Below are 18,612 nucleotides of genomic sequence, written 5' to 3'. Positions count from 1 at the left end.
GCTGTGCGCCAGGCGGAAGAACCCACGCCGGCTGCGAATGACCGGAATTCTCTCACAGCGCCGTGTGTCCCGCCTCGCGCACCGATCCGCCCGCCCCGGTTACGTTTGTCCCCGTGCGAGTCGACGGTCGGGACATCAGCGTCACCGGCAGCTTGCTGCAACCGCTCACCCGGCGCACCAACGAGATCCTTCGGGTGGTGCTGTCGGCGGTGTTCCTTGCCGTCGTCATCACCAGCTCGCTGATCACCCGTAACGACTGGGTGGCCCTGGAACGGTCCATCTCCGAGATCATCGGCGTGCTGACACCCACCCAGTCCAATCTGGTCTACCTGGCCTACGGGGTCGCCATCCTGGCGCTGCCCTTCGTCATCCTGGTGCAGCTGATCATCGGCAGGCACTGGCGGCTGCTGGCCGCCTACGGAGCCGCCGGCTTGATCGCGGTGCTGGCGCTGTCGATCACCGGCCGCGGGATCGCGGCGCCGCAGTGGCATTTCGACCTCGGCGACCGGCTCGACACCCAGCTCTCGCAGTTCCTCGACGATCCGCGCTGGGTCGCCCTGCTGGCCGCAGTGCTGACCGTCTCGGGCCCGTGGCTGTCCCGCCGACTGCGCCGGTACTGGTGGGCGCTGCTGCTGGCGTTCGTGCCCATCCACCTGTTCGTCAGCGCCGTCGTGCCGGCCCGCACACTGCTCGGGCTGGCCGTCGGCTGGTTCGTCGGCGCCCTGGTGGTCTGGGTCGTCGGCACCCCCGCACTGGAGGTCCCGCTCGACGGCGCCGTGCGCGCGCTGGCCCGCCGCGGTTTCGTCGTCTCCGCCCTGGCCGTCATCCGGGCGCCCAGTGAGGGCGCGCTGGTGCTGGCGGCCACCGGACCCGACAGCACCGCCGTCGTCGAGCTGTACGGCCCCAACCAGCGCAGCGGTGGCGCGCTGAGCCAGCTGTGGCGAAAGTTCCGGCTGCGCAGCGACGAAACCGCCCCGCTGCACGCCTCGATGCGGCGCACCATCGAGCACCGCGCGCTGATGGCCATCGCGATCGACACCCTCGGGCGGTCCAACATCTCCTCGGTATCGGTCAGCGCACTCGACCGCGGCTGGACGCTGTACGCCCGCAAACCCGCGCGTGGTGTCCCGCTGAGCGCCGAGGCCGCGCCCGTGACCGCCGTGTGGGAGGCGCTACGGGTGCTCCACGACAACCAGATCTCGCACGGCGACCTGTGCTGCGGCGAGATCACCGTGCACGACGGACAGGTGCAGTTCGGTGGGTTCGTCAACGCCGAATACGGCGCCACGGACGCGCAGCTGCAATCCGATATCGCCCAGCTGCTGGTGACCACCTCGGCGATGTACGGACCGGAATCCGCGGTCGCCGCGGCCATCGAGACCCTCGGCCGCGACACCGTGCTCACCGCGTCGCGACGGCTCACCAAGACCGCCGTGCCCGCCCGCATCCGGGATTCAGTGGACGACCCGAAGGCCGTCATCGAGGCGGCCCGTGCACAGGTCCAACACCAGACCGGGGCCGACAACATCCGCACCGAGACCATCACCCGGTTCACCCGCATCCAGCTCATCCAGCTGGTGTTGCTGGTGGCGCTGGTCTACGTGGCCTACCCGTTCATCAGCACCGTGCCCGCGTTCTTCGACGAGCTCGGCAACGCGAACTGGTGGTGGGCGCTGGTCGGGCTCGGGGTGTCGGCGCTGCGCTATCTGGGTGCGGCCGGCGCATTGTGGGCGTGCGCCGACGGGCTGGTCTCCTACCGCCACCTGGCCATCATGCAGGTGGCCAACACCTTTGCCGCCACCACGACGCCCGCCGGTGTCGGCGGTCTGGCACTGAGCACCCGGGTGCTGCAGAAGGGCGGACTGTCCACCATGCGCGCCACCGCGGCGGTGGCGCTGCAGCAGAGCGTGCAGGTGCTGGTGCACGTGGTGCTGCTGATCCTGTTCACCACCATCGCCGGCGCGTCGGCGAACCTGTCGCATTTCGTGCCGAGCGCGACCGTGCTCTATCTGGTCGCCGGTGTCGCTCTCGGACTGGTCGGGGTGTTCCTGTCGGTGCCCAAGCTGCGGGGGTGGTTGGCCTCGTCGCTGGCGCCCAAGGTGCAGGAGGTCAAGACCGATCTCTGGGAGCTGTCCAAGGAACCCAAACGCCTTGCCCTGATCGTGCTGGGCGCCGCGGGGACCACGCTGGGCTCGGCGCTGGCGCTGTGGGCCAGCATCGAGGCCTTCGGTGGGGACACCTCGTTCGTTACGGTCACCGTCGTGACGATGATCGGTGGCACGCTCGCCTCCGCCGCCCCCACCCCCGGCGGTGTCGGCGCGGTGGAAGCCGCCCTGATCGGTGGGCTGGCCGCCTTCGGTGTCCCGGCCGCCGTGGCGGTGCCCGCGGTGCTGCTCTACCGGGTGCTGACCTGCTGGCTGCCGGTGTTCGTGGGCTGGCCCGTGATGCGTTGGCTGACCCGCAAGGACATGATCTGAGGGTTTCACCCTTCGGCCGGGTGGATACTGGACAGGGACACGCACGTCCCCCACAAGCCTGGAGCATCCCTTGCAGATTCGCACGCTTGCACCGACTGCACTCGCCGTCGCCGCCACGGCCGTGGTCGGCAGCCTGGCCAGCAAACCGGCCGTCGAATCCGATTGGTACGCAAAGCTGAAGAAGCCGCCCTACCAGCCGCCGGGAGCGGCGTTCCCGGTCGCGTGGACCTCGCTCTACACCGATATCGCCGTGGTCTCGTCCCAGACGCTCGACGAAGCACCGCCGGAGGTGCGCCGGGGCTACCTCCGGGCCCTGGTGCTGAACCTGATCCTCAACGGCGGCTGGTCCTGGCTGTTCTTCAACCGGCGCAAGCTCGGCGCATCGGCCATCGCCGCCGGGGCGCTGGCCGTCAGCAGCGCCGACCTGACCCGCCGCGCCGTGGCTGTGCGCGGCGCCAAGGCCGCGCCGCTGGGCCTCTATCCGCTGTGGTGCACCTTCGCCACCGCCTTATCCACCCATATCTGGGTGCTCAACCGTCGCTGACTTGCGACGTCGTTCCACGGTCTGGCGCCTTGCCGGTGCGCCGCACTACACCGATCAGTTCCGGCTGTGGTGGGGCGACGACGTCGACCACCACTTCCTGCTGAACTTTCTGCGGGCACGTGGCTTCCTGACCTCGCTGCGGGTGGTCATCGCTCTGGTCGGCGCGGGCATGGCCGTCGCGTTGCTGGCATTGCTGGCCACCGACCTGGCCGACCCGGCCGGACCGATGCGGGTCCTGGTCACCGGGATCACCGTCGTCGCCGTGGCCTGGCCGTTCTACTGGCTGTTCGGCCCGTGGCCGACCCCGCGGATGTCGATCACGCTGTTCCTGTTCATCGACATCGGGATCGCGGTGGCCGGCTTGGCCCACCGCGATCCACTGGCCGGTTTGACTGCGACACCGGTGTTTGCGGTGACCGGCATCTACATCCTGTTCTTCCACGGGGCCCGCGCCATGGTCGCGCATCTGGCGATCGTGGTCGTGGCGATCGCTGCGCTGGCGGCGCGGCTCGCGGTCTCGGACTATCCCGAGGCGCTGCCGCTGACCGTGGGCAAGACCGCGGTGGCCCTGCTGGTCACGGTGTTCATCCTGCCGTTCGCGCAGTTCGCCTTCTGGCTGATCCGCAACAGTTCAGTGGAATCGCTGTTCGACCCGCTGACCACGCTGGCCAATCGGCGCGGGCTGCGCGCCCACATGTCCCGACTGATCGGCACCGGCGAACCGCTGAGCGACCTGTGCGTGTTCGTCATCGACATCGACAAGTTCAAGAACGTCAACGACCGGCACGGCCACGCCGTCGGCGACGACATCCTGGTCCAGACCGCAGCGCAGGTGCGTCGGGTGCTCGGCGAGCCTGCGCTGGCCGCCCGCACCGGTGGCGAGGAGTTCGTCGCCGTCGACGCCATGGCGGCCGATCGGGCAGCCGAGGTGGGATCGCTGCTGCGGGCGGCGATCGGTGAGGTGGGGCCGCCCGGGGTGACGGTCAGCATCGGTGCGGCATGCGGGCCGGTGCACAGCATGGAGTGCTTCGAGCGGCTGCTGCACAAGGCCGATACCGCCATGTACCGCGCCAAACACGACGGCGGCGACCGGGTGTCCATCGCCGACCCTGCGTAGCCACCTCCCCTCCGCGGCCCCGTTATGCTCGGGGCGCTTTGCAGACCACACACCCCACCCCCGTTCCCGTTGCGCCCGTCGGGCGGCATGCCCGCCCCGACCTCGACGCGTTGACGGTCATCGCGGTGACCCTGGTCGTCATCGGCCACCTGTGGCTGGGCCGGGTGTCCGGCGGCGTGGACGTCCTGCTGGTGCTGGTCGGCTACTTCTTCGGCTCGCGCATCCTCGGCTGCCAGGGATCGGTGTGGGCCGAGGCGTGGCGCTGGACCCGCCGGCTGGTCCCCGCGCTGGTGCTGATGCTTGCCGTCGCGGCCGTGCTGACAGTGCTGGTGCAGCCGCAGACCCGCTGGGAGTCCTTCGCCGAGCAGACGCTGCCCAGCCTCGGCTTCTATCAGAACTGGCTGCTGGCCACGACCGTTGGCGACTACTTCCAGGCCGGCCAGACCGTCACCCCGCTGCAGCACCTGTGGGCGTTGTCGGTGGCGGGGCAGGTGATGCTGGCGCTGGTCGTGGCGGCCTGGTTGATCCGCAGGCGCGGGCCGCTGCTCGCTGTTGTGGGGTTGGCCGCCGCGGCGTCCCTGGTGTGGGCGGTGGTGCAGACCTCCAGTGACCAGACCGTCGCCTACTACAGCACGCTGACCCGCGCCTGGGAGCTGCTCGCCGGGGTTCTGGCCGCCGCCCTTGCCGGGCGGTGGGCCTGGCCGTCGTGGCTGCGGCTGGCGGCCGTGGTGGTGAGCGTCATCGCGATCGTGGGCGCCGGGTTACTGGTCGACGGTGTCGTCGACTATCCCGGGCCGTGGGCGTTGGTGCCGGTGTCGGCGACGGTGCTCATGATCATCAGCGGACCGTCGGGCACATCGTCTTCTGCCGTCATCACCTGCGCCTACGCCATGTACCTGTGGCACTGGCCGATGCTGATCTTCTGGTTGGCCCACACCAACGACGACACCGTCGGCATCGGTGAGGCGGCTGCCATCCTGGGTGCTGCGGCGCTGGCCTCCTGGCTGACCTGGCTGGCGGTGCCGGCGGGGACGAGCGCCTGGCGCACGGTGCTCGCCGGTGCCACCACCACGGTCCTGGTGGTCGCGCTCGCCGCCGCCTCGGTCGGCTGGCGTGAGCATGTCGAACAGATCCGGGCCAGCGGCACCGAGCTCGCGACCCTGCCGCTGCGCGACTACCCGGGCGCGCTGGCCCTCGGTGATGGTCGACGGGTCGCCACACTGCCGATGCGCCCGACCGGGCTGGAAGCGCCCGACGACGTACCGCCGTCGACCCTCGACCAGTGCCTTGCCGACTTCGGCGGTGAGGAGGTCGTCAGTTGCGTCTACGGTGACCCGAAAGCCACCCGGACGATCGCGCTGGCCGGCGGCTCGCATTCCGAGCATTGGCTGACCGCGCTGCATGCACTGGGCCGCCAGCACGGCTTCAAGGTGACCACCTACATGAAGATGGGGTGCCCGCTGACCACGGCCGAGGTCCCGATCATCGCCGGGCCGTTCACGCCGTACCCCTCGTGCCGCACCTGGTCGGACAACGCGTTGGCCCAGATCGTGGCGGAGCGGCCCGATTACGTCTTCTTCACCACCACCCGGCCGATCCTCGACGGGGACGGCGACTACGTGCCCGACTATTACCTCGGTGTCTGGGACGAGCTGTCCGACAACGGCATCGGCATGCTCGGTATCCGGGATACCCCGTGGATGCTGCGCGACGGCCGGTTCTTCTCCCCCGTCGACTGCCTGGCATCCGGGGAGGACGCCGACACCTGCGGGGTGCCGCGCACCGAGGCGTTGGCCGACCGCAACCCGACACTCGACCATGCGCCGGACTATCCGCTGCTGCAGGTGTTGGACCTCTCCGATGTCGTGTGCAGGCCGGACATCTGCCGCGCCGCCGAGGGCAATGTGCTGATCTACCACGACGCGCATCACCTCTCGGCGACCTATGTCCGCACGATGGCCGACGAACTCGGCCGGCAGTTGGCCGCCGCGACCGGTTGGTGGTGAACGACGCCGATCAGTAGCCGTCGACGGCCGCTGAGCCAGCCCGCGCGCCGTCAGCACCGCGCCGGCGCGCACCAATGATGGCCAACCGCTCGGCCAACAGTTCGTCGAGTTCCTCGATGGTTCGACGCTCTCGCAACATGTCCCACGGCGTGCGAACATGCTTGCGCCTCTTCGGTTCTTCGGCTTCCCCGCTGAGCAGGCTTCCCTCCATGCCGTTGCGACACAGCCAGCGGCCAGGTGCCTGAGCACCTTCGGCGAAAGGCACGTCGAATTCGGCGCCGTCCGTCGTGCGATAGCGGGCGATCTGCCGTGGTTGCTGCGGCATGTTGCGGTCGGACTCGTAGCTGATGGTGCCGAGCCGAGTGCCCTTCAATCGATGGTTGGCCATCGTTAGACATCGCGGACGGGTGGCGGGGACACAGAAAGTGTTTGATACACGGCGGACTCTCTTTTTCGCGAGGCATGGTGAAACTTCGGAGTGAACCGCAACGCCCCTCTGGCGCTTGCTCGCCTGAATGCCCGCTCGAACGGAGGTCCGTCTCGACCGTACTCCTGCGCAGGGGCCGGTACGGAGAAGTCGCCATTTTGCCGAGCATCCAACCCCGCGAAGCTAGAGCTGATTCCGTGCACTCAGGTGAGATGGATCACTTGACAGCCGTGGAATCCTGCCCGCCGAACTGGGCTTGTAGCAGGTAATTGCCACCACTACTCGCAGCGATGGCACATCGGATTCCAGAACGGGGAAACTCATGAGCACATCGCCACAGACCTGGGCGGCGCGGGCCGCACGCTCGGCACTGTTCGCAGCCCTGGCCGTCTTCGCCGTCGTCGCCGGACTCTTCGCCGGTCCCGCCGCCACCGCGAAGGCCGCCGCCGATTCCTGCGCGGATGTCGCCGTGGTGTTCGCCCGCGGCACCTTCGAGGCCCCGGGCGTCGGCGCGACCGGTCAGGCATTCGTCGACGCGTTGAACGCGCGGCTACCCGGCCAGTCGGTCAGCGTGTACGGGGTCAACTACCCGGCATCGCTGGACTTCGGCCGGGCCGTCGACGGTATCGCCGACGCCACCAATCACATTCAGCAGATCGCCGCCGACTGCCCCGACACCAAGATCGTGCTCGGCGGGTACTCGCAGGGCGCCGCGGTGGCGGGCTACAGCACCAGCAGCAGCGTGCCCGCCGGGTACACCCTGCCCGCCGGACTGGCCGGGCCGATGCCCGCCGATGTCGCCTCGCATGTGTCCGCGGTCGTGCTGTTCGGCACCCCCGACAACTGGTTCCTGAGCCTGGCCGATCGCAGCGCTCCCCCGATCGCGATCGGCGACCTGTATGCCGGCAAGAGCCTGCAGCTGTGCGCCGCCGGGGACCCGGTCTGCTTCCCCGGCGGGTGGGACCGCGCCGCACACAGCTCCTACAAGAGCAACGGAATGGCAAATCAGGCAGCCGATTTCGTGGTCGGGCGCCTCGGCGCCGCAGCCCCGTCGGCAACCATGGTGCAGGCGGCAGCGCAGGTCGGCTGATCCCGACACGATCGAGGCCCCCTCTGGCGAGGGGGCCTCGATCGTGTTGGTTTCTACTCGGGATCGGCGCCGTCGTCGTCTGAGGGCGGCGGTGCCGTATCGGCGGGCTCGGACGGCTCGGGACCCGGGTCGGGTTCGACGACCTCGGGATCGGGATCGGCGGCCGTCAGCGCATCGGGATCGTTGTCAGAATCGGTGAACTCTGTGCGCTCGAATGTGCGTTCCTCGGAATCGGATTCGTCGTCCTCGGACTCCACCGTCAGCGCCTGCCGTTCAGGCTTCGAGGTGATGCCGTTGAGTTCGGCGTCCCGATCCTCCATCGCGTCGATGATCTCCGAGGTCGTGTCCGGCGCGGTGACCACTGGCGGCGCACTCGGTGGTTCCGGCGTCGGCGCCGTCCCGGCAAGAATCTCGCCCGCCCGCGCGAAGCCGGCGGCGATGTTCTGCAGGTGGGTGAACGCCTGCTGCGGTGTGGGCAGGAACTGGATTCGGCCGGTCTCGTACATGCCGGTGCTCTCCACCATCGGCTGCAGGATCGCCTGCAGGGCGTCGATGAACTGGGTCGGCACACCGAGCAGCTTGAGCGGCGTCAGCAGTGGCATCACCGGGCTGTGCACCCGCACCGTGACGACGTTTCCGTCGACGGTGACCACGTTCTCGGGATCCTCGAAGTCGAAATCCTGCAGTCGGGAGTGTTCGAAGATGAACCCGGCGGCCAGCTGGATCCAGCTCATCGGGTTGAACAGATACCGCGGGAAGTAGGCGATGGGGTCGTACTCGCGGTTGAGGCGCAGATAGGTGCCGTCGGGCAAAGCGATGGCGCCGCCCAACACATCGGAACCGAAGGTGGGCTCGTCGGGGCCGTAGCGGGCGAAGATGCCGGTGCCCGGGGTGTTGGAGTCGCCGTAGAAGACGCCGAACACGCTCGACATGTCGTAACCGGTGGCGGCCAGCCTGTTCAGCGCCTCGGCGGCGACGCGGCCGCCGAACGATCCGGTATTGATGGCGCTGACGGTGGTGGCCGGGTCACGGGCCGCGAGCAGTTCGGTGAGCCAGGTCGCCCCGGCGTCAACGGATGCCGCGGTGACGCTGCCGGGATAGCGCACCGGGTCGTTGAGGACGGTGACGTCCGGGATGCGGCGCCAGACGCCACCATCCTGGGTGTCCAGGGCGCCGGCCGGGAACTGCACACCGGCGCCGGGCACGGCGAACAGCGCCAGCGCGGCCAGTTCGACGGCTTGGGCGGAGAGGGTGCGGTGCTGCTGGACCACTGGTGGCGCGGGGGCGGCCGGCACGGTGTGGTCGACGACTCCTGCGGCGAGCAGGACGGCCACCGCGGGTACCGCGACGGCGACACGACTGATTCGGTGACGCTTGTTCACCCCAGACTCCTTCATGATGATCCCCCGACGGTGCCCACGAGTTGCTGAATCTGCACTTGCGGGTGCATCTTTCGCGGTGACACCGATCTCTTGCGGCGAATAGTAGGGCCACAGCGCACATCTGCGCAGCTCGCGCTCGCGGCCCCGAGTTTGCTGAACTCGCGCGTCCGGGTTCGCCACCGAGGCTGGGCGATTCGCTTTGTTCGGCGCACCGATAGGTAGCTCGGCCGTCAGGGGCCTGCAGTTGTCGGCAACCCCCCGTCGGCTCCGTCGGTCCAGGATCACGCGCGGCCGCGACGCCGCCAGCGACCCGGCGCGCCACATCACCGGGGCTGGTGACGCGTTACCCGTCGCAGGGCCTGGCCGCCGGCGGTGCGGCCGCTGTGAGGTTGCTGAGATCGAGAACACACCTTGACAGGCGTCCAGAGATTCAGCCGATCGGCGGACGGAGGCGCGTCGCGGGCGATAGAAACACGTCAGGCCCCCTCGGAAAGGGGGCCTGACCAGTGTGGCAGGTACAGGATTCGAACCTGTGTAGGCGTTAGCCGACGGATTTACAGTCCGCTCCCATTGGCCGCTCGGGCAACCTGCCGGATTTGGTGCGAGTAGCAGACTACAACGAGGATGTACCGAAGACGAAAACGGCACCATGAGGAGGGTCCAATGGCGGATTCAAGCTTCGACATCGTCAGCAAGGCCGACCGCCAGGAGGTCGACAACGCGCTCAACCAGGCGGCCAAGGAGTTGGCAACCCGGTTCGACTTCCGCGGCACGGACACCACCATCGAGTGGCAGGGCGAGGAGGGCATCATCCTGACCTCCTCCACCGAGGAGCGCGTGAAGGCCGCGGTCGACGTCTTCAAGGAGAAGCTGATCCGCCGCGACATCTCGATGAAGGCCTTCGATGCCGGCGACCCGCAGCCCTCGGGAAAGACCTACAAGATCATCGGCAGCATCAAGCAGGGCATCGACAGCGAGAACGCCAAGAAGATCACCAAGCTGATCCGCGACGAGGGCCCCAAGGGCGTCAAGGCGCAGATCCAGGGCGAGGAGATCCGGGTCAGCTCGAAGAAGCGGGACGATTTGCAGGCCGTGCAGGCGCTGCTGCGCGGGGCCGACCTCCCGGTGGCGCTGCAGTTCGTCAACTACCGGTAGCGCTTCGGCCCCGGGGAGTTCGGCAAGTCGGGCTCACCGGCACCGTCGCGGCAATACGCTGACCGGATGGCACCTGCACAACGCGAACCGAACGTCGTCGTCCTCGGCGGCGGCTCCTGGGGAACCACCGTCGCCTCCATCTGTGCTCGGCGCGGGCCCACCCTGCAATGGGTGCGTTCCGAGGAGACCGCCAAGGACATCAACGAGAACCACCGCAACTCCCGGTATCTGGGCGACGAGTGCGTGCTGCCCGACGGACTGCAGGCGACCACCGATTTCTCGGAGGCCGCCCAGCGCGCCGACGTCATCGTGATGGGCGTGCCCTCGCACGGCTTCCGTGGGGTGCTCATCGAGCTGGCGCGCGAGCTACGCCCGTGGGTGCCGGTGGTGTCATTGGTGAAAGGCCTTGAGCAGGGCACCAACATGCGGATGAGCCAGATCGTCGACGAGGTGCTGCCCGGGCATCCGGCGGGAATCCTGGCCGGGCCCAACATCGCCCGCGAGGTCGCCGAGGGTTATGCCGCCGCGGCCGTGCTGGCGATGCCCGATCAGCACCTCGCCGCCAACCTGGCGGGGTTGTTCCGGACCCGGCGCTTCCGCACGTACACCACCGACGATGTCGTCGGCGTCGAGATGGCGGGCGCGCTCAAGAACGTCTACGCCATCGCCGTCGGCATGGGCTACTCGCTGGGCATCGGGGAGAACACCCGCGCCATGGTGATGGCCCGCGCGGTCTCCGAGATGTCCAAGCTGGGCGTCGCGATGGGTGGGCACCGGGACACCTTCGGCGGACTGGCCGGCATGGGCGATCTGATCGTCACCTGCACCTCGCTGCGCAGCCGCAACCGGCATGTCGGTGAGCAGCTGGGTTCGGGGAAGACCGTCGAGGAGATCATCGCCTCGATGAATCAGGTCGCCGAGGGCGTCAAGGCGGCCTCGGTCATCATGGAGTTCGCCGAGAAGTACGACCTGAGCATGCCGATCGCCCGCGAGGTCGACGGTGTCATCAATCACGGGCACACGGTCGAGGACGCCTACCGCGGGCTGATGGTGGAGAACCCGGGCCACGAGGTGCACGGCTCCGGGTTCTGAGCCCACCGGTCGGCTCAGTTGAAGTAGGGGTTGCGTCCCTCGGGCCGGTCCAGCAGTGGGTTGGTGGGGTTGACGATCCAGCTGCCGCCCTGGCTGATGACGAATCCGGACTGGTCGAACGAGTTCTGGCAGGTGATCAACGCACCATCGGTGCCACAGGTGACGTGCTGGAAGCTGATGCGCGAGTTCGCGGGCAGCGGCAGCGCCGGCTTGTCGCCGACATAGACCGGGTTGGCCGCGACGGCGAATCCCGGAGCGCCGATCTGCGCGCCGGTGACGACGTTGGCGCCGCCCGGGGCACCGGGGAAGGGCGGTCCGCTGCAGCCGTAGCTGCCGTTGGCCCGGCTCATGACGCAGGTGATGCCCGCGCCAGCGGTGAAGGCATACATGCTGCCGTCGTTGACCGCGTACTCCGAGGGCTTCACCAATGCGTAGCCGCCGATATCGGGCGCCGGTGGCGGAGGAGGCGGCGGCGGGGGTTCGGCTCCCGCGATCGCGGGGGCGCTCAGCGCAGCCATGGCTGCCACGGCACTCAGCACACCTCGGGTACGCATGCGCCACACCCTATCCCCTCGTGCGATTTCGGTGAGGATTCAGGCGCTCACCGCACGGATCCTCACCGAAATCGCAAAGAGTGGAACCGGACACCGCGACGCTGCGTCGAATCAAGCATGCTGAACGACCACGTGCGTTGCAATGACGGCGTCATCACGCTGGCACAGGCGCGCTCGTTGGGCCTGAGTCCAGACGCGGTGCGGCGGCGGGTGCGCGCTGGGTCGTGGCGCCGATGTGCGCCGGGGGTGTACTTCGCAGACGACCGTCCATTCGACGATGCAGCACGTATCCGGGCCGCGGTCTGGTCCTATGGGCCCGCCGCGTGCGCGAGCGGACTGGCCGCCGCATGGTGGCACGAGCTCACCCGCTTCCCGCCCAAGATCGTGGAAGTGACGTTGGCGCGCAACGGATACGGCCGCGCCAGGCCAGGTTGCCGCCCCCGACGTCGCGATCTCGATTCTCGCGATGTCGTCGGCTTGCGCGGTCTTCGCGTCACCACGCTGGCGTTGACGGCCGTCGAAGCAGCCACCCGCCGTTCCGGCGGGCCGAAGATCATGGACTCGGCGTTGCAGGCGAGCGCCACCCTGCCCGAGCTTTGGCAGACACACATGCGGAACAAGGGCCGATATGGGTCACCCGCCGCACGACGACTACTGCGCGCGGCGGAAAGCGGCGCCCAATCCGAGGCCGAACGGCTGATGATCTCTCTGCTCGTGGAGCACCGCATCACCGGGTGGGTGGCCAACCATCAGGTCGGCCCGTACAAGGTTGACGTCGCTTTTCCAGATCTCATGGTGGCCATCGAGGTGGATGGCTGGGCTTTTCACAGCGACCCGGACAAGTTCGTCAAAGACCGTCGTCGGCAGAACTACCTCGTCCTGAACGGATGGACAGTGATCAGGTTCACCTGGCTGGACCTGGTCGAGTATCCGGATCGGGTCATCTCAGTCACCCGCGCTGCGATTTCGGTGAGATAACGTGCGCAGACCACACGTATCCTCACCGAAATCGCAAAGCCTCAGCGGCCGGCCATCTGCTCCAGCCGACGGATGCGGTCCTCGATCGGCGGGTGGGTGGAGAACAGCTTGCCGATCTTCTCCCCCGCCCGGAACGGGTTGGCGATCATCAGGTGCGCCTGATCGGCCAGTTGGGGCTCGGGCGGCAGCGGCGCGGCCTGCACACCGTAGGCGATCTTGCGCAGGGCGCTGGCCAAGGCCAGCGGATCACCGGTCAACTCGGCGCCGGACTGGTCGGCCTGGTACTCCCGCGACCGTGACACCGCGAGCTTGACGACGGTCGCCGCGATCGGACCGAGCATCGAAACCAGCAGCATCGCAAAGGGATTCGCGCCACCTTCGCGGTTACCGCCGAACATCGAGGCGAACACCGCGATATTGGCCAGGGCGGTGATGACCGAGGCCATCGCTCCGGCCACACACGAGATCAGGATGTCGCGGTTGTAGACGTGGGACAGCTCATGGCCGAGCACCGCACGCAGCTCGCGCTCGTCGAGGATGCCGAGGATGCCGGTGGTGCAGCACACCGCGGCATTACGCGGGTTGCGACCGGTGGCGAATGCGTTGGGCGCGGCGGTATCGCTGATATAGAGCCGCGGCATCGGCTGGCGCGCAACGGTCGCGAGCTCCCGCACGATCCGGTACATCGCCGGCGCCTGCATCTCGTTGACGGGCTGGGCGTGCATGGCCCGCAGCGCCATCTTGTCGCTGTTGAAGTAGACGTAGGCGTTCATGCCGACGGCGAAGAGCACGGCCAGCATGAGGATCGACTGGTTCTGGAACAGGGCACCGATGAAGACGATCAGCGCGGACATGCCGACCAGCAGCACGAACGTCTTCAATCGATTGGCATGGGGATGCCAGGTCATCAGCTTTTCTCCTCCGAGAGTCTTCGCTGATTCAACGGCCGACGACCGCTTCAGGTTCCGGTGACTCAGCCGTGCCGGTTGACGGTGTAGTCGACCAGTGTGGCCAGGGCGTCGCGGCCGGGTCCGGCCGGCAGGTTGGCCAGCTCGTCGCGGGCCCGTCCGGCGTACTCGCGCACCTTCTCCTTGGCCTTGGCCATGCCCGGGGAGCGGCGCAGCAGGGTCAGCGCCTCGGCGACCTCGGCGTCATCGGTCAGCGGCGCGGCCAGCAGCAGCCGCAACCGGTCGGCGTCGGCGCCGTCCTCGCGCAGGGCGTAGAGCACCGGCAGGGTGTGCACACCCTCGCGCAGGTCGGTCCCGGGCAGCTTGCCCGATTCGTCCGGGTCACTGTCGATGTCGATGATGTCGTCGGAGATCTGGAAGACCGTGCCGACGATGCCGCCCAGCCGGGACAACCGCTCGATCTGCTCGGTGTCGGCACCGGAGAACGTCGCCCCGAACCGGCCGGATGCCTCGATCAGGCAGGCGGTCTTCTCGTAGACCACCTTGAGGTAGTGCTCGATCTCGTCGGTGCCCTCGGCAGCTCCGCGGGTCTCCCGCATCTGGCCGGTGACCAGCTGGGCGAAGGTATCGGCGATCACCCGCACGGCGTCCGGGCCGAGTCGGGAGACCAATCGGGAGGCGGTTGCGAACAGGTAGTCACCGGCCAGGATGGCGATGTTGTTGCCCCAGCGGGCGTTGGCGCTGTCGGCACCGCGCCGCACCTGGGCCTCGTCCATCACGTCGTCGTGATAGAGCGTGGCCAGGTGCACCAGCTCGATGACGGCGCCGGCGATGGTGACCTCCGGATCCTCCGGCCGCGGTCCCAGCGAACCCGCCAGCACGGTGAACAGCGGGCGGAAGCGCTTGCCGCCGGCCTGGAAGAGATGCTGGACCGCCTCGGCCATCAGCACATCGGCCTTGCCCAGCTCGGTAGACATCAGATCCTCGACGCGTTCCACGCCGTCACGCACCCGCGTCGCGAAATCGGGGTCCCCGAAATCCACGCCCGCCACCACGCTCGCCGGTGTCCTCATTGTTCCAACATACTGGGAGGGTGCCGAGTCCAGCAGATGTGGTTGTTGTAGGCGCCGGGCCCGCGGGCTCGGCGGCCGCCGCCTGGGCGGCCCGGGCCGGTCGCGACGTCCTGGTGATCGACTCGGCGCAGTTCCCCCGCGACAAGGCCTGCGGGGACGGGCTGACCCCACGCGCCATCGCCGAACTGCGTCAGCTGGGCCTCGGCGACTGGTTGAGCGGCCGGATCACTCACCACGGCCTGCGGATGTCGGGCTTCGGCGCCGACGTCGAAGTGCGCTGGCCCGGTCCTTCGTTCCCGGCGACCAGCAGCGCGGTGCCGCGCACCGAGTTGGACGACCGGATCAGGATGGTGGCCGCCGACGAGGGCGCCAAGATGATGCTCGGCGTCAAAGCCGTTGACGTCCGTCACGATCCGTCCGGGCGGGTATCGGAGCTGTTGCTCGACGACGGTTCGGAGATCCGGGTGGGCGAATTGATCGTCGCCGACGGCGCCCGGTCCACACTGGGCCGCGCGCTGGGTCGGGTCTGGCATCGCGAGACGGTGTACGGCACCGCCATTCGCGCGTACATCGCCACACCACGCTCGGATGAACCGTGGATCACCTCGCATCTGGAGCTGCGGTCTCCGCAGGGTGAGGTGCTGCCCGGATACGGCTGGATCTTCCCCCTTGGCAATGGTGAGGTGAACATCGGCGTCGGTGCGCTGGCCACGGCCAAGCGCCCCGCCGATGCGGCGCTGCGTCCCCTGCTGTCCTACTACGCGGGTCTGCGCCGCGACGAGTGGGGTTTCGAGGGCGAACCCCGAGCGGGCCTGTCGGCCCTGCTGCCGATGGGCGGTGCGGTCAGCGGGGTGGCCGGGCCGAACTGGATGCTGATCGGTGACGCCGCGGCATGCGTCAACCCGCTCAACGGCGAAGGCATCGACTACGGCCTGGAAACCGGACGACTGGCCGCCGAACTCCTGGGTTCCGGTGATCTCGGCGCGGCCTGGCCGGCGGTGCTGACCGAGCACTACGCCCGCGGGTTCTCCGCCGCACGCCGACTGGCGCTGCTGCTGACGTTGCCGAAATTCCTGCCCGTCGCCGGACCGGTGGCGATGCGTTCACATTTCCTGATGAAGGTCGCCGTGCGGATGATGGGCAATCTGGTGACCGAAGAGGACACCGACTGGATCGCACGGACGTGGCGCTCGGCGGGGCTGGCATCGCGGCGGTTCGACCAGCGCGCACCGTTCAGCTGAGCGAGCGCGACGGTCGGCCCAGCAGCGTCAGCTCCATCAGCAGTCGAACACCGGCCCGGGCATGCGGGGTGTCCTCATGGTGCACCAGCCGACCCAGATCGACCACCAGTCCGAATGCGGCATGCACGGCGAAACGTGCTTGGGCGTGGCTGAATTCGGTTCGAACCTCGGACAGCAGGCGCGCCCACTCGTCGACGGTGGCGCGTTGGATGTTGCGCAACACCATCCGGTCGGCCTCGGGAACGTTGGTGCGCTCGGTGTAGTAGACATAGGCCAATTCGGGGTCACCGAAGGATCGGTCGACATACCGGTGCACCAGTTCGGCCAGCGCTCGTTTCGGATCTGGTTGCACGGCAAGGACGCTGGAGATGTCCCCGGACACCCGGTCGGCGCTGCGCCGATACGATGCGGCGAGAATGTCCCCCTTGCTCGGGAAGAACCGGTAGATGCCGGAGGGCTGCATACCCGCGGCCGCCGCGATGTCCTCCACGCTGGTTTCGCGAAAACCCTTGCGGTGAAACAAGAGCAGCGATTCGTGTAGCAGGATTTCGTACTTGCCGCCGACCGCAGCACCGCTGCGCAGCGGCCGCGCCGGCTCGCCGGATCCGGCGGGGGCGGGCAGCTCGGCCCACAGCACCGCCGATGCCAGGCCGGCCATCAGCGTGCGTAACTCGCCGATCGGGAGCGCGGCCCGGTGGTCGGTGATGCTGCCGATCACGCTGATGGCCGCCGAGGACAGCGTCCAGCGTTCCTTCGAGGTGAGGTGCGGACGCAGCTGCTTGAGCGGTTGTTGCAGGCGTCGGTTGACCAGCTCGATCTGCCCGTTGAGGACCACTTTGTCCGCATCGTTGAGATAGCGGCCCTCCCAGCGGTACAGGCCTCCGGAGCTGCGGTTGGCGATGACGATATCGACCAGGGCACCCACCAGGTCGTCGAGCCGGATCGTCGGATCGGCATCCGGATCGATGATCTCGGTACCGTCCACCAGCTGCTGCCCCAACGCGACCACCGCCTCGCGGAACAGCTCGTACTTCCCGGGCGAGTGCCGGTACAACGCAGCCGCGGAGATGCCGACCCGCGATGCGATGTCCTCCATGCTGACCGCGTGGTATCCGAGCGCGCTGAACGCGTCCGCGGCCGCCTTCACGATCTGCGCCCTGCGGTCGGGAGCACGTCTACCAGCCGGCACCGGGCGGCCGACTGTTGACATGTACCCACGGTAACGCATACATCGAAAAACCGGCGTTGCGACTAATCGAGGTTCACATCAAGCAACCATTTTCGATATTTCATCAGCGTAAACCACTCCAACCGGGCGCAGCCGTAGGCAGAAGCGCGATTCACATCAGGAGGGGTTCTCCTCAGCGGTACTGGCAGAGGTAAGCGGTCTCGACCTCGACCCGCACCCCGAACTTGCTGTCCGCGGGCACGGTGAATTGCGCACCCGCCGAGAAGGTTTCCCACTCGTCTGCGCCGGGCAACCGGACCGTCAGGGCCCCGCTGATCACGTGCATGATCTCCAGCTGGGAGGTCCCGAACTCGTACTCCCCGACCGCCATCACGCCGACGGTCGCCGGCCCATCGGCGGGGCTGAAGGCGATCGAGGCGACGGCGCCGTCGAAGTACTCGTTGACTTTGAACATGCGCGCAGACTAGCGACCCGCTCCCCGGACGGTGGATCACACCCCGGCGAGCATCGCCCGCAGCTCAGCGCGCCCGGACGCATCCAGCGGCAGCAGCGGTGCCCGCGGATCGCCGACATTGCTGCCGAGCAGCTCGAGGCCGGCCTTCACCGTGGTGGGCAGACCCCCGGCAACGATGAACCGCAGCAGCGGCGCGAGATCGTCATAGATCTGCCGGGCGCGATCGACGTCACCGGCGCGCACCGCGTCGTAGAGGTCCAGGCAGGGCTGCGGTCGCAGGTTGGGCGCCGCGGTGCACCAACCTGCGGCCCCTTCGGTGAGTGCATCGAGCACCAGCGGGTTGCTGCCGTTGTAGAAGGGCAGTTCGCCGCCGGAGAGCTCCTTGATGCGCCGCATCCGCATCAGGTCACCGGTCGACTCCTTGACCATCGTGACGTTGTCGATCTCGTCGAACATCCGCACCAGCAGTTCGGGGCTCATGTCGATGCCACTGGTCGCGGGGTTGTTGTAGACCATGATCGGCAGGTCGACGGCGGCCGCCACGGCGGCGTAGTGCGCGATGATCTCGCGTTCGGTGAGCTTCCAGTAGGACACCGGCAGGATCATCAGCGCATCGGCGCCGGCCTGTTGCGCATAGCGGGCGCGGCGGACGGTATTGGCGGTGGTCAGTTCCGAGGCGCCGACGATGACCGGGACACGACCGGCGACAGCACCCACGGTGACGTCGACGACGGTGTCGAACTCGTCCTCGGTCAGGTAGGCGGATTCGCCGGTGCTACCGGTCGGCGCGATGGCATGGGCGCCGGTGCCGACCAGTCGATCGACGAGCGCGGTGAGCGCGGCGGCGTCGACACCGGACCCGTCGGCGGTGAACGGGGTGATGGGATAGGCGATGATGCCGTGGATATTCGTCATGGTGCGACCT

General features: G+C 68.2%; 17 protein-coding genes and 1 tRNA gene. 9 read left to right on the top strand and 9 right to left on the bottom strand.

Features of this window, described 5'->3' with window-relative positions:
• Window positions 1-113: 113 nt before the first annotated feature.
• From IC40_RS0108775 to IC40_RS0108760, 4 genes are all read left to right on the top strand, one after another.
• On the top strand, window positions 114-2,477 hold the full coding sequence (locus tag IC40_RS0108775; RefSeq protein WP_030134365.1) for a lysylphosphatidylglycerol synthase transmembrane domain-containing protein: 2,364 nt from the start codon (window positions 114-116) through the stop codon (window positions 2,475-2,477).
• Between the two features lie 70 nt (window positions 2,478-2,547).
• Window positions 2,548-3,021 (top strand): TspO/MBR family protein, encoded by a 474-nt coding sequence (locus IC40_RS0108770; protein WP_030134364.1) that lies wholly within the window; start codon window positions 2,548-2,550, stop codon window positions 3,019-3,021.
• Between the two features lies 1 nt (window position 3,022).
• The gene (locus tag IC40_RS0108765; protein ID WP_051644291.1) at window positions 3,023-4,138 is read left to right on the top strand and encodes a GGDEF domain-containing protein; all 1,116 of its coding nucleotides are present in this window, start codon (window positions 3,023-3,025) and stop codon (window positions 4,136-4,138) included.
• A gap of 38 nt (window positions 4,139-4,176) precedes the next feature.
• Window positions 4,177-6,144, top strand: a complete 1,968-nt coding sequence (locus tag IC40_RS0108760; RefSeq protein WP_030134362.1) for an acyltransferase family protein — start codon at window positions 4,177-4,179, stop codon at window positions 6,142-6,144.
• Window positions 6,145-6,154: 10 nt separating this feature from the next.
• On the opposite strand, the gene IC40_RS0108755 is transcribed toward IC40_RS0108760, so the two are convergent.
• Window positions 6,155-6,532, bottom strand: a complete 378-nt coding sequence (locus IC40_RS0108755) for an RNA polymerase-binding protein RbpA (RefSeq protein ID WP_036459591.1) — start codon at window positions 6,530-6,532, stop codon at window positions 6,155-6,157.
• 361 nt (window positions 6,533-6,893) lie between these two features.
• Here IC40_RS0108755 and IC40_RS0108750 point away from each other — a divergent pair, with 361 nt between their 5' ends.
• A complete protein-coding gene (locus IC40_RS0108750) occupies window positions 6,894-7,661 on the top strand; it encodes a cutinase family protein (RefSeq protein ID WP_030134360.1) in 768 nt (255 codons plus the stop codon).
• A gap of 53 nt (window positions 7,662-7,714) precedes the next feature.
• On the opposite strand, the gene IC40_RS0108745 is transcribed toward IC40_RS0108750, so the two are convergent.
• On the bottom strand, window positions 7,715-9,043 hold the full coding sequence (locus tag IC40_RS0108745) for a PE-PPE domain-containing protein (protein ID WP_030134359.1): 1,329 nt from the start codon (window positions 9,041-9,043) through the stop codon (window positions 7,715-7,717).
• 509 nt (window positions 9,044-9,552) lie between these two features.
• Window positions 9,553-9,635: transfer RNA gene (locus IC40_RS0108740), tRNA-Tyr, on the bottom strand.
• 71 nt (window positions 9,636-9,706) lie between these two features.
• Between IC40_RS0108740 and IC40_RS0108735 the strand changes: the two genes are divergently transcribed.
• Both IC40_RS0108735 and IC40_RS0108730 read left to right on the top strand, forming a co-directional pair.
• Window positions 9,707-10,198, top strand: coding sequence for a YajQ family cyclic di-GMP-binding protein (locus IC40_RS0108735; RefSeq protein WP_030134358.1), 492 nt, complete (start codon window positions 9,707-9,709; stop codon window positions 10,196-10,198).
• A 66-nt stretch (window positions 10,199-10,264) separates the two neighbouring features.
• The gene (locus IC40_RS0108730) at window positions 10,265-11,290 is read left to right on the top strand and encodes an NAD(P)H-dependent glycerol-3-phosphate dehydrogenase (protein ID WP_019513930.1); all 1,026 of its coding nucleotides are present in this window, start codon (window positions 10,265-10,267) and stop codon (window positions 11,288-11,290) included.
• Window positions 11,291-11,304: 14 nt separating this feature from the next.
• On the opposite strand, the gene IC40_RS0108725 is transcribed toward IC40_RS0108730, so the two are convergent.
• On the bottom strand, window positions 11,305-11,844 hold the full coding sequence (locus IC40_RS0108725; protein WP_030134357.1) for a hypothetical protein: 540 nt from the start codon (window positions 11,842-11,844) through the stop codon (window positions 11,305-11,307).
• Between the two features lie 117 nt (window positions 11,845-11,961).
• Between IC40_RS0108725 and IC40_RS0108720 the strand changes: the two genes are divergently transcribed.
• The gene (locus IC40_RS0108720) at window positions 11,962-12,822 is read left to right on the top strand and encodes a type IV toxin-antitoxin system AbiEi family antitoxin domain-containing protein (protein WP_030134356.1); all 861 of its coding nucleotides are present in this window, start codon (window positions 11,962-11,964) and stop codon (window positions 12,820-12,822) included.
• Window positions 12,823-12,863: 41 nt separating this feature from the next.
• Here IC40_RS0108720 and htpX read toward each other — a convergent pair whose 3' ends face one another.
• Together htpX and grcC1 are read right to left on the bottom strand one after the other, a co-directional pair.
• The gene (htpX, locus tag IC40_RS0108715; RefSeq protein WP_030134355.1) at window positions 12,864-13,730 is read right to left on the bottom strand and encodes a zinc metalloprotease HtpX; all 867 of its coding nucleotides are present in this window, start codon (window positions 13,728-13,730) and stop codon (window positions 12,864-12,866) included.
• Between the two features lie 65 nt (window positions 13,731-13,795).
• Window positions 13,796-14,803: a nonaprenyl/(2E,6E)-farnesyl/geranylgeranyl diphosphat synthase gene (grcC1, locus tag IC40_RS0108710; protein WP_030134354.1), complete on the bottom strand. Its 1,008-nt coding sequence runs from the start codon at window positions 14,801-14,803 to the stop codon at window positions 13,796-13,798.
• A 20-nt stretch (window positions 14,804-14,823) separates the two neighbouring features.
• Between grcC1 and menJ the strand changes: the two genes are divergently transcribed.
• Window positions 14,824-16,044, top strand: a complete 1,221-nt coding sequence (gene menJ / locus IC40_RS0108705) for a menaquinone reductase MenJ (protein WP_036469636.1) — start codon at window positions 14,824-14,826, stop codon at window positions 16,042-16,044.
• On the opposite strand, the gene IC40_RS0108700 is transcribed toward menJ, so the two are convergent.
• The 3 genes from IC40_RS0108700 to IC40_RS0108690 all read right to left on the bottom strand — a co-directional run bounded on the left by IC40_RS0108700 (window position 16,037) and on the right by IC40_RS0108690 (window position 18,602).
• Window positions 16,037-17,254 carry a TetR/AcrR family transcriptional regulator gene (locus IC40_RS0108700; protein ID WP_030134352.1) on the bottom strand — a complete coding sequence of 406 codons (1,218 nt, stop codon included), beginning with the start codon at window positions 17,252-17,254 and terminating at the stop codon, window positions 16,037-16,039. The two genes, menJ and IC40_RS0108700, sit on opposite strands and share 8 nt — an antisense overlap.
• Window positions 17,255-17,405: 151 nt before the next feature.
• Window positions 17,406-17,687 carry a pyrimidine/purine nucleoside phosphorylase gene (gene ppnP, locus IC40_RS0108695; RefSeq protein ID WP_030134351.1) on the bottom strand — a complete coding sequence of 94 codons (282 nt, stop codon included), beginning with the start codon at window positions 17,685-17,687 and terminating at the stop codon, window positions 17,406-17,408.
• 36 nt (window positions 17,688-17,723) lie between these two features.
• On the bottom strand, window positions 17,724-18,602 hold the full coding sequence (locus IC40_RS0108690) for a dihydrodipicolinate synthase family protein (protein ID WP_030134350.1): 879 nt from the start codon (window positions 18,600-18,602) through the stop codon (window positions 17,724-17,726).
• Window positions 18,603-18,612: the final 10 nt, after the last annotated feature.

The organism is Mycolicibacterium neoaurum ATCC 25795 (assembly GCF_000691525.1).
GTDB classification, from domain to species: Bacteria; Actinomycetota; Actinomycetes; order Mycobacteriales; family Mycobacteriaceae; genus Mycobacterium; species Mycobacterium neoaurum.
The sequence above is the reverse complement of the archived record's forward strand: the minus strand, read 5'-3'. Positions and strand labels throughout refer to the sequence as shown.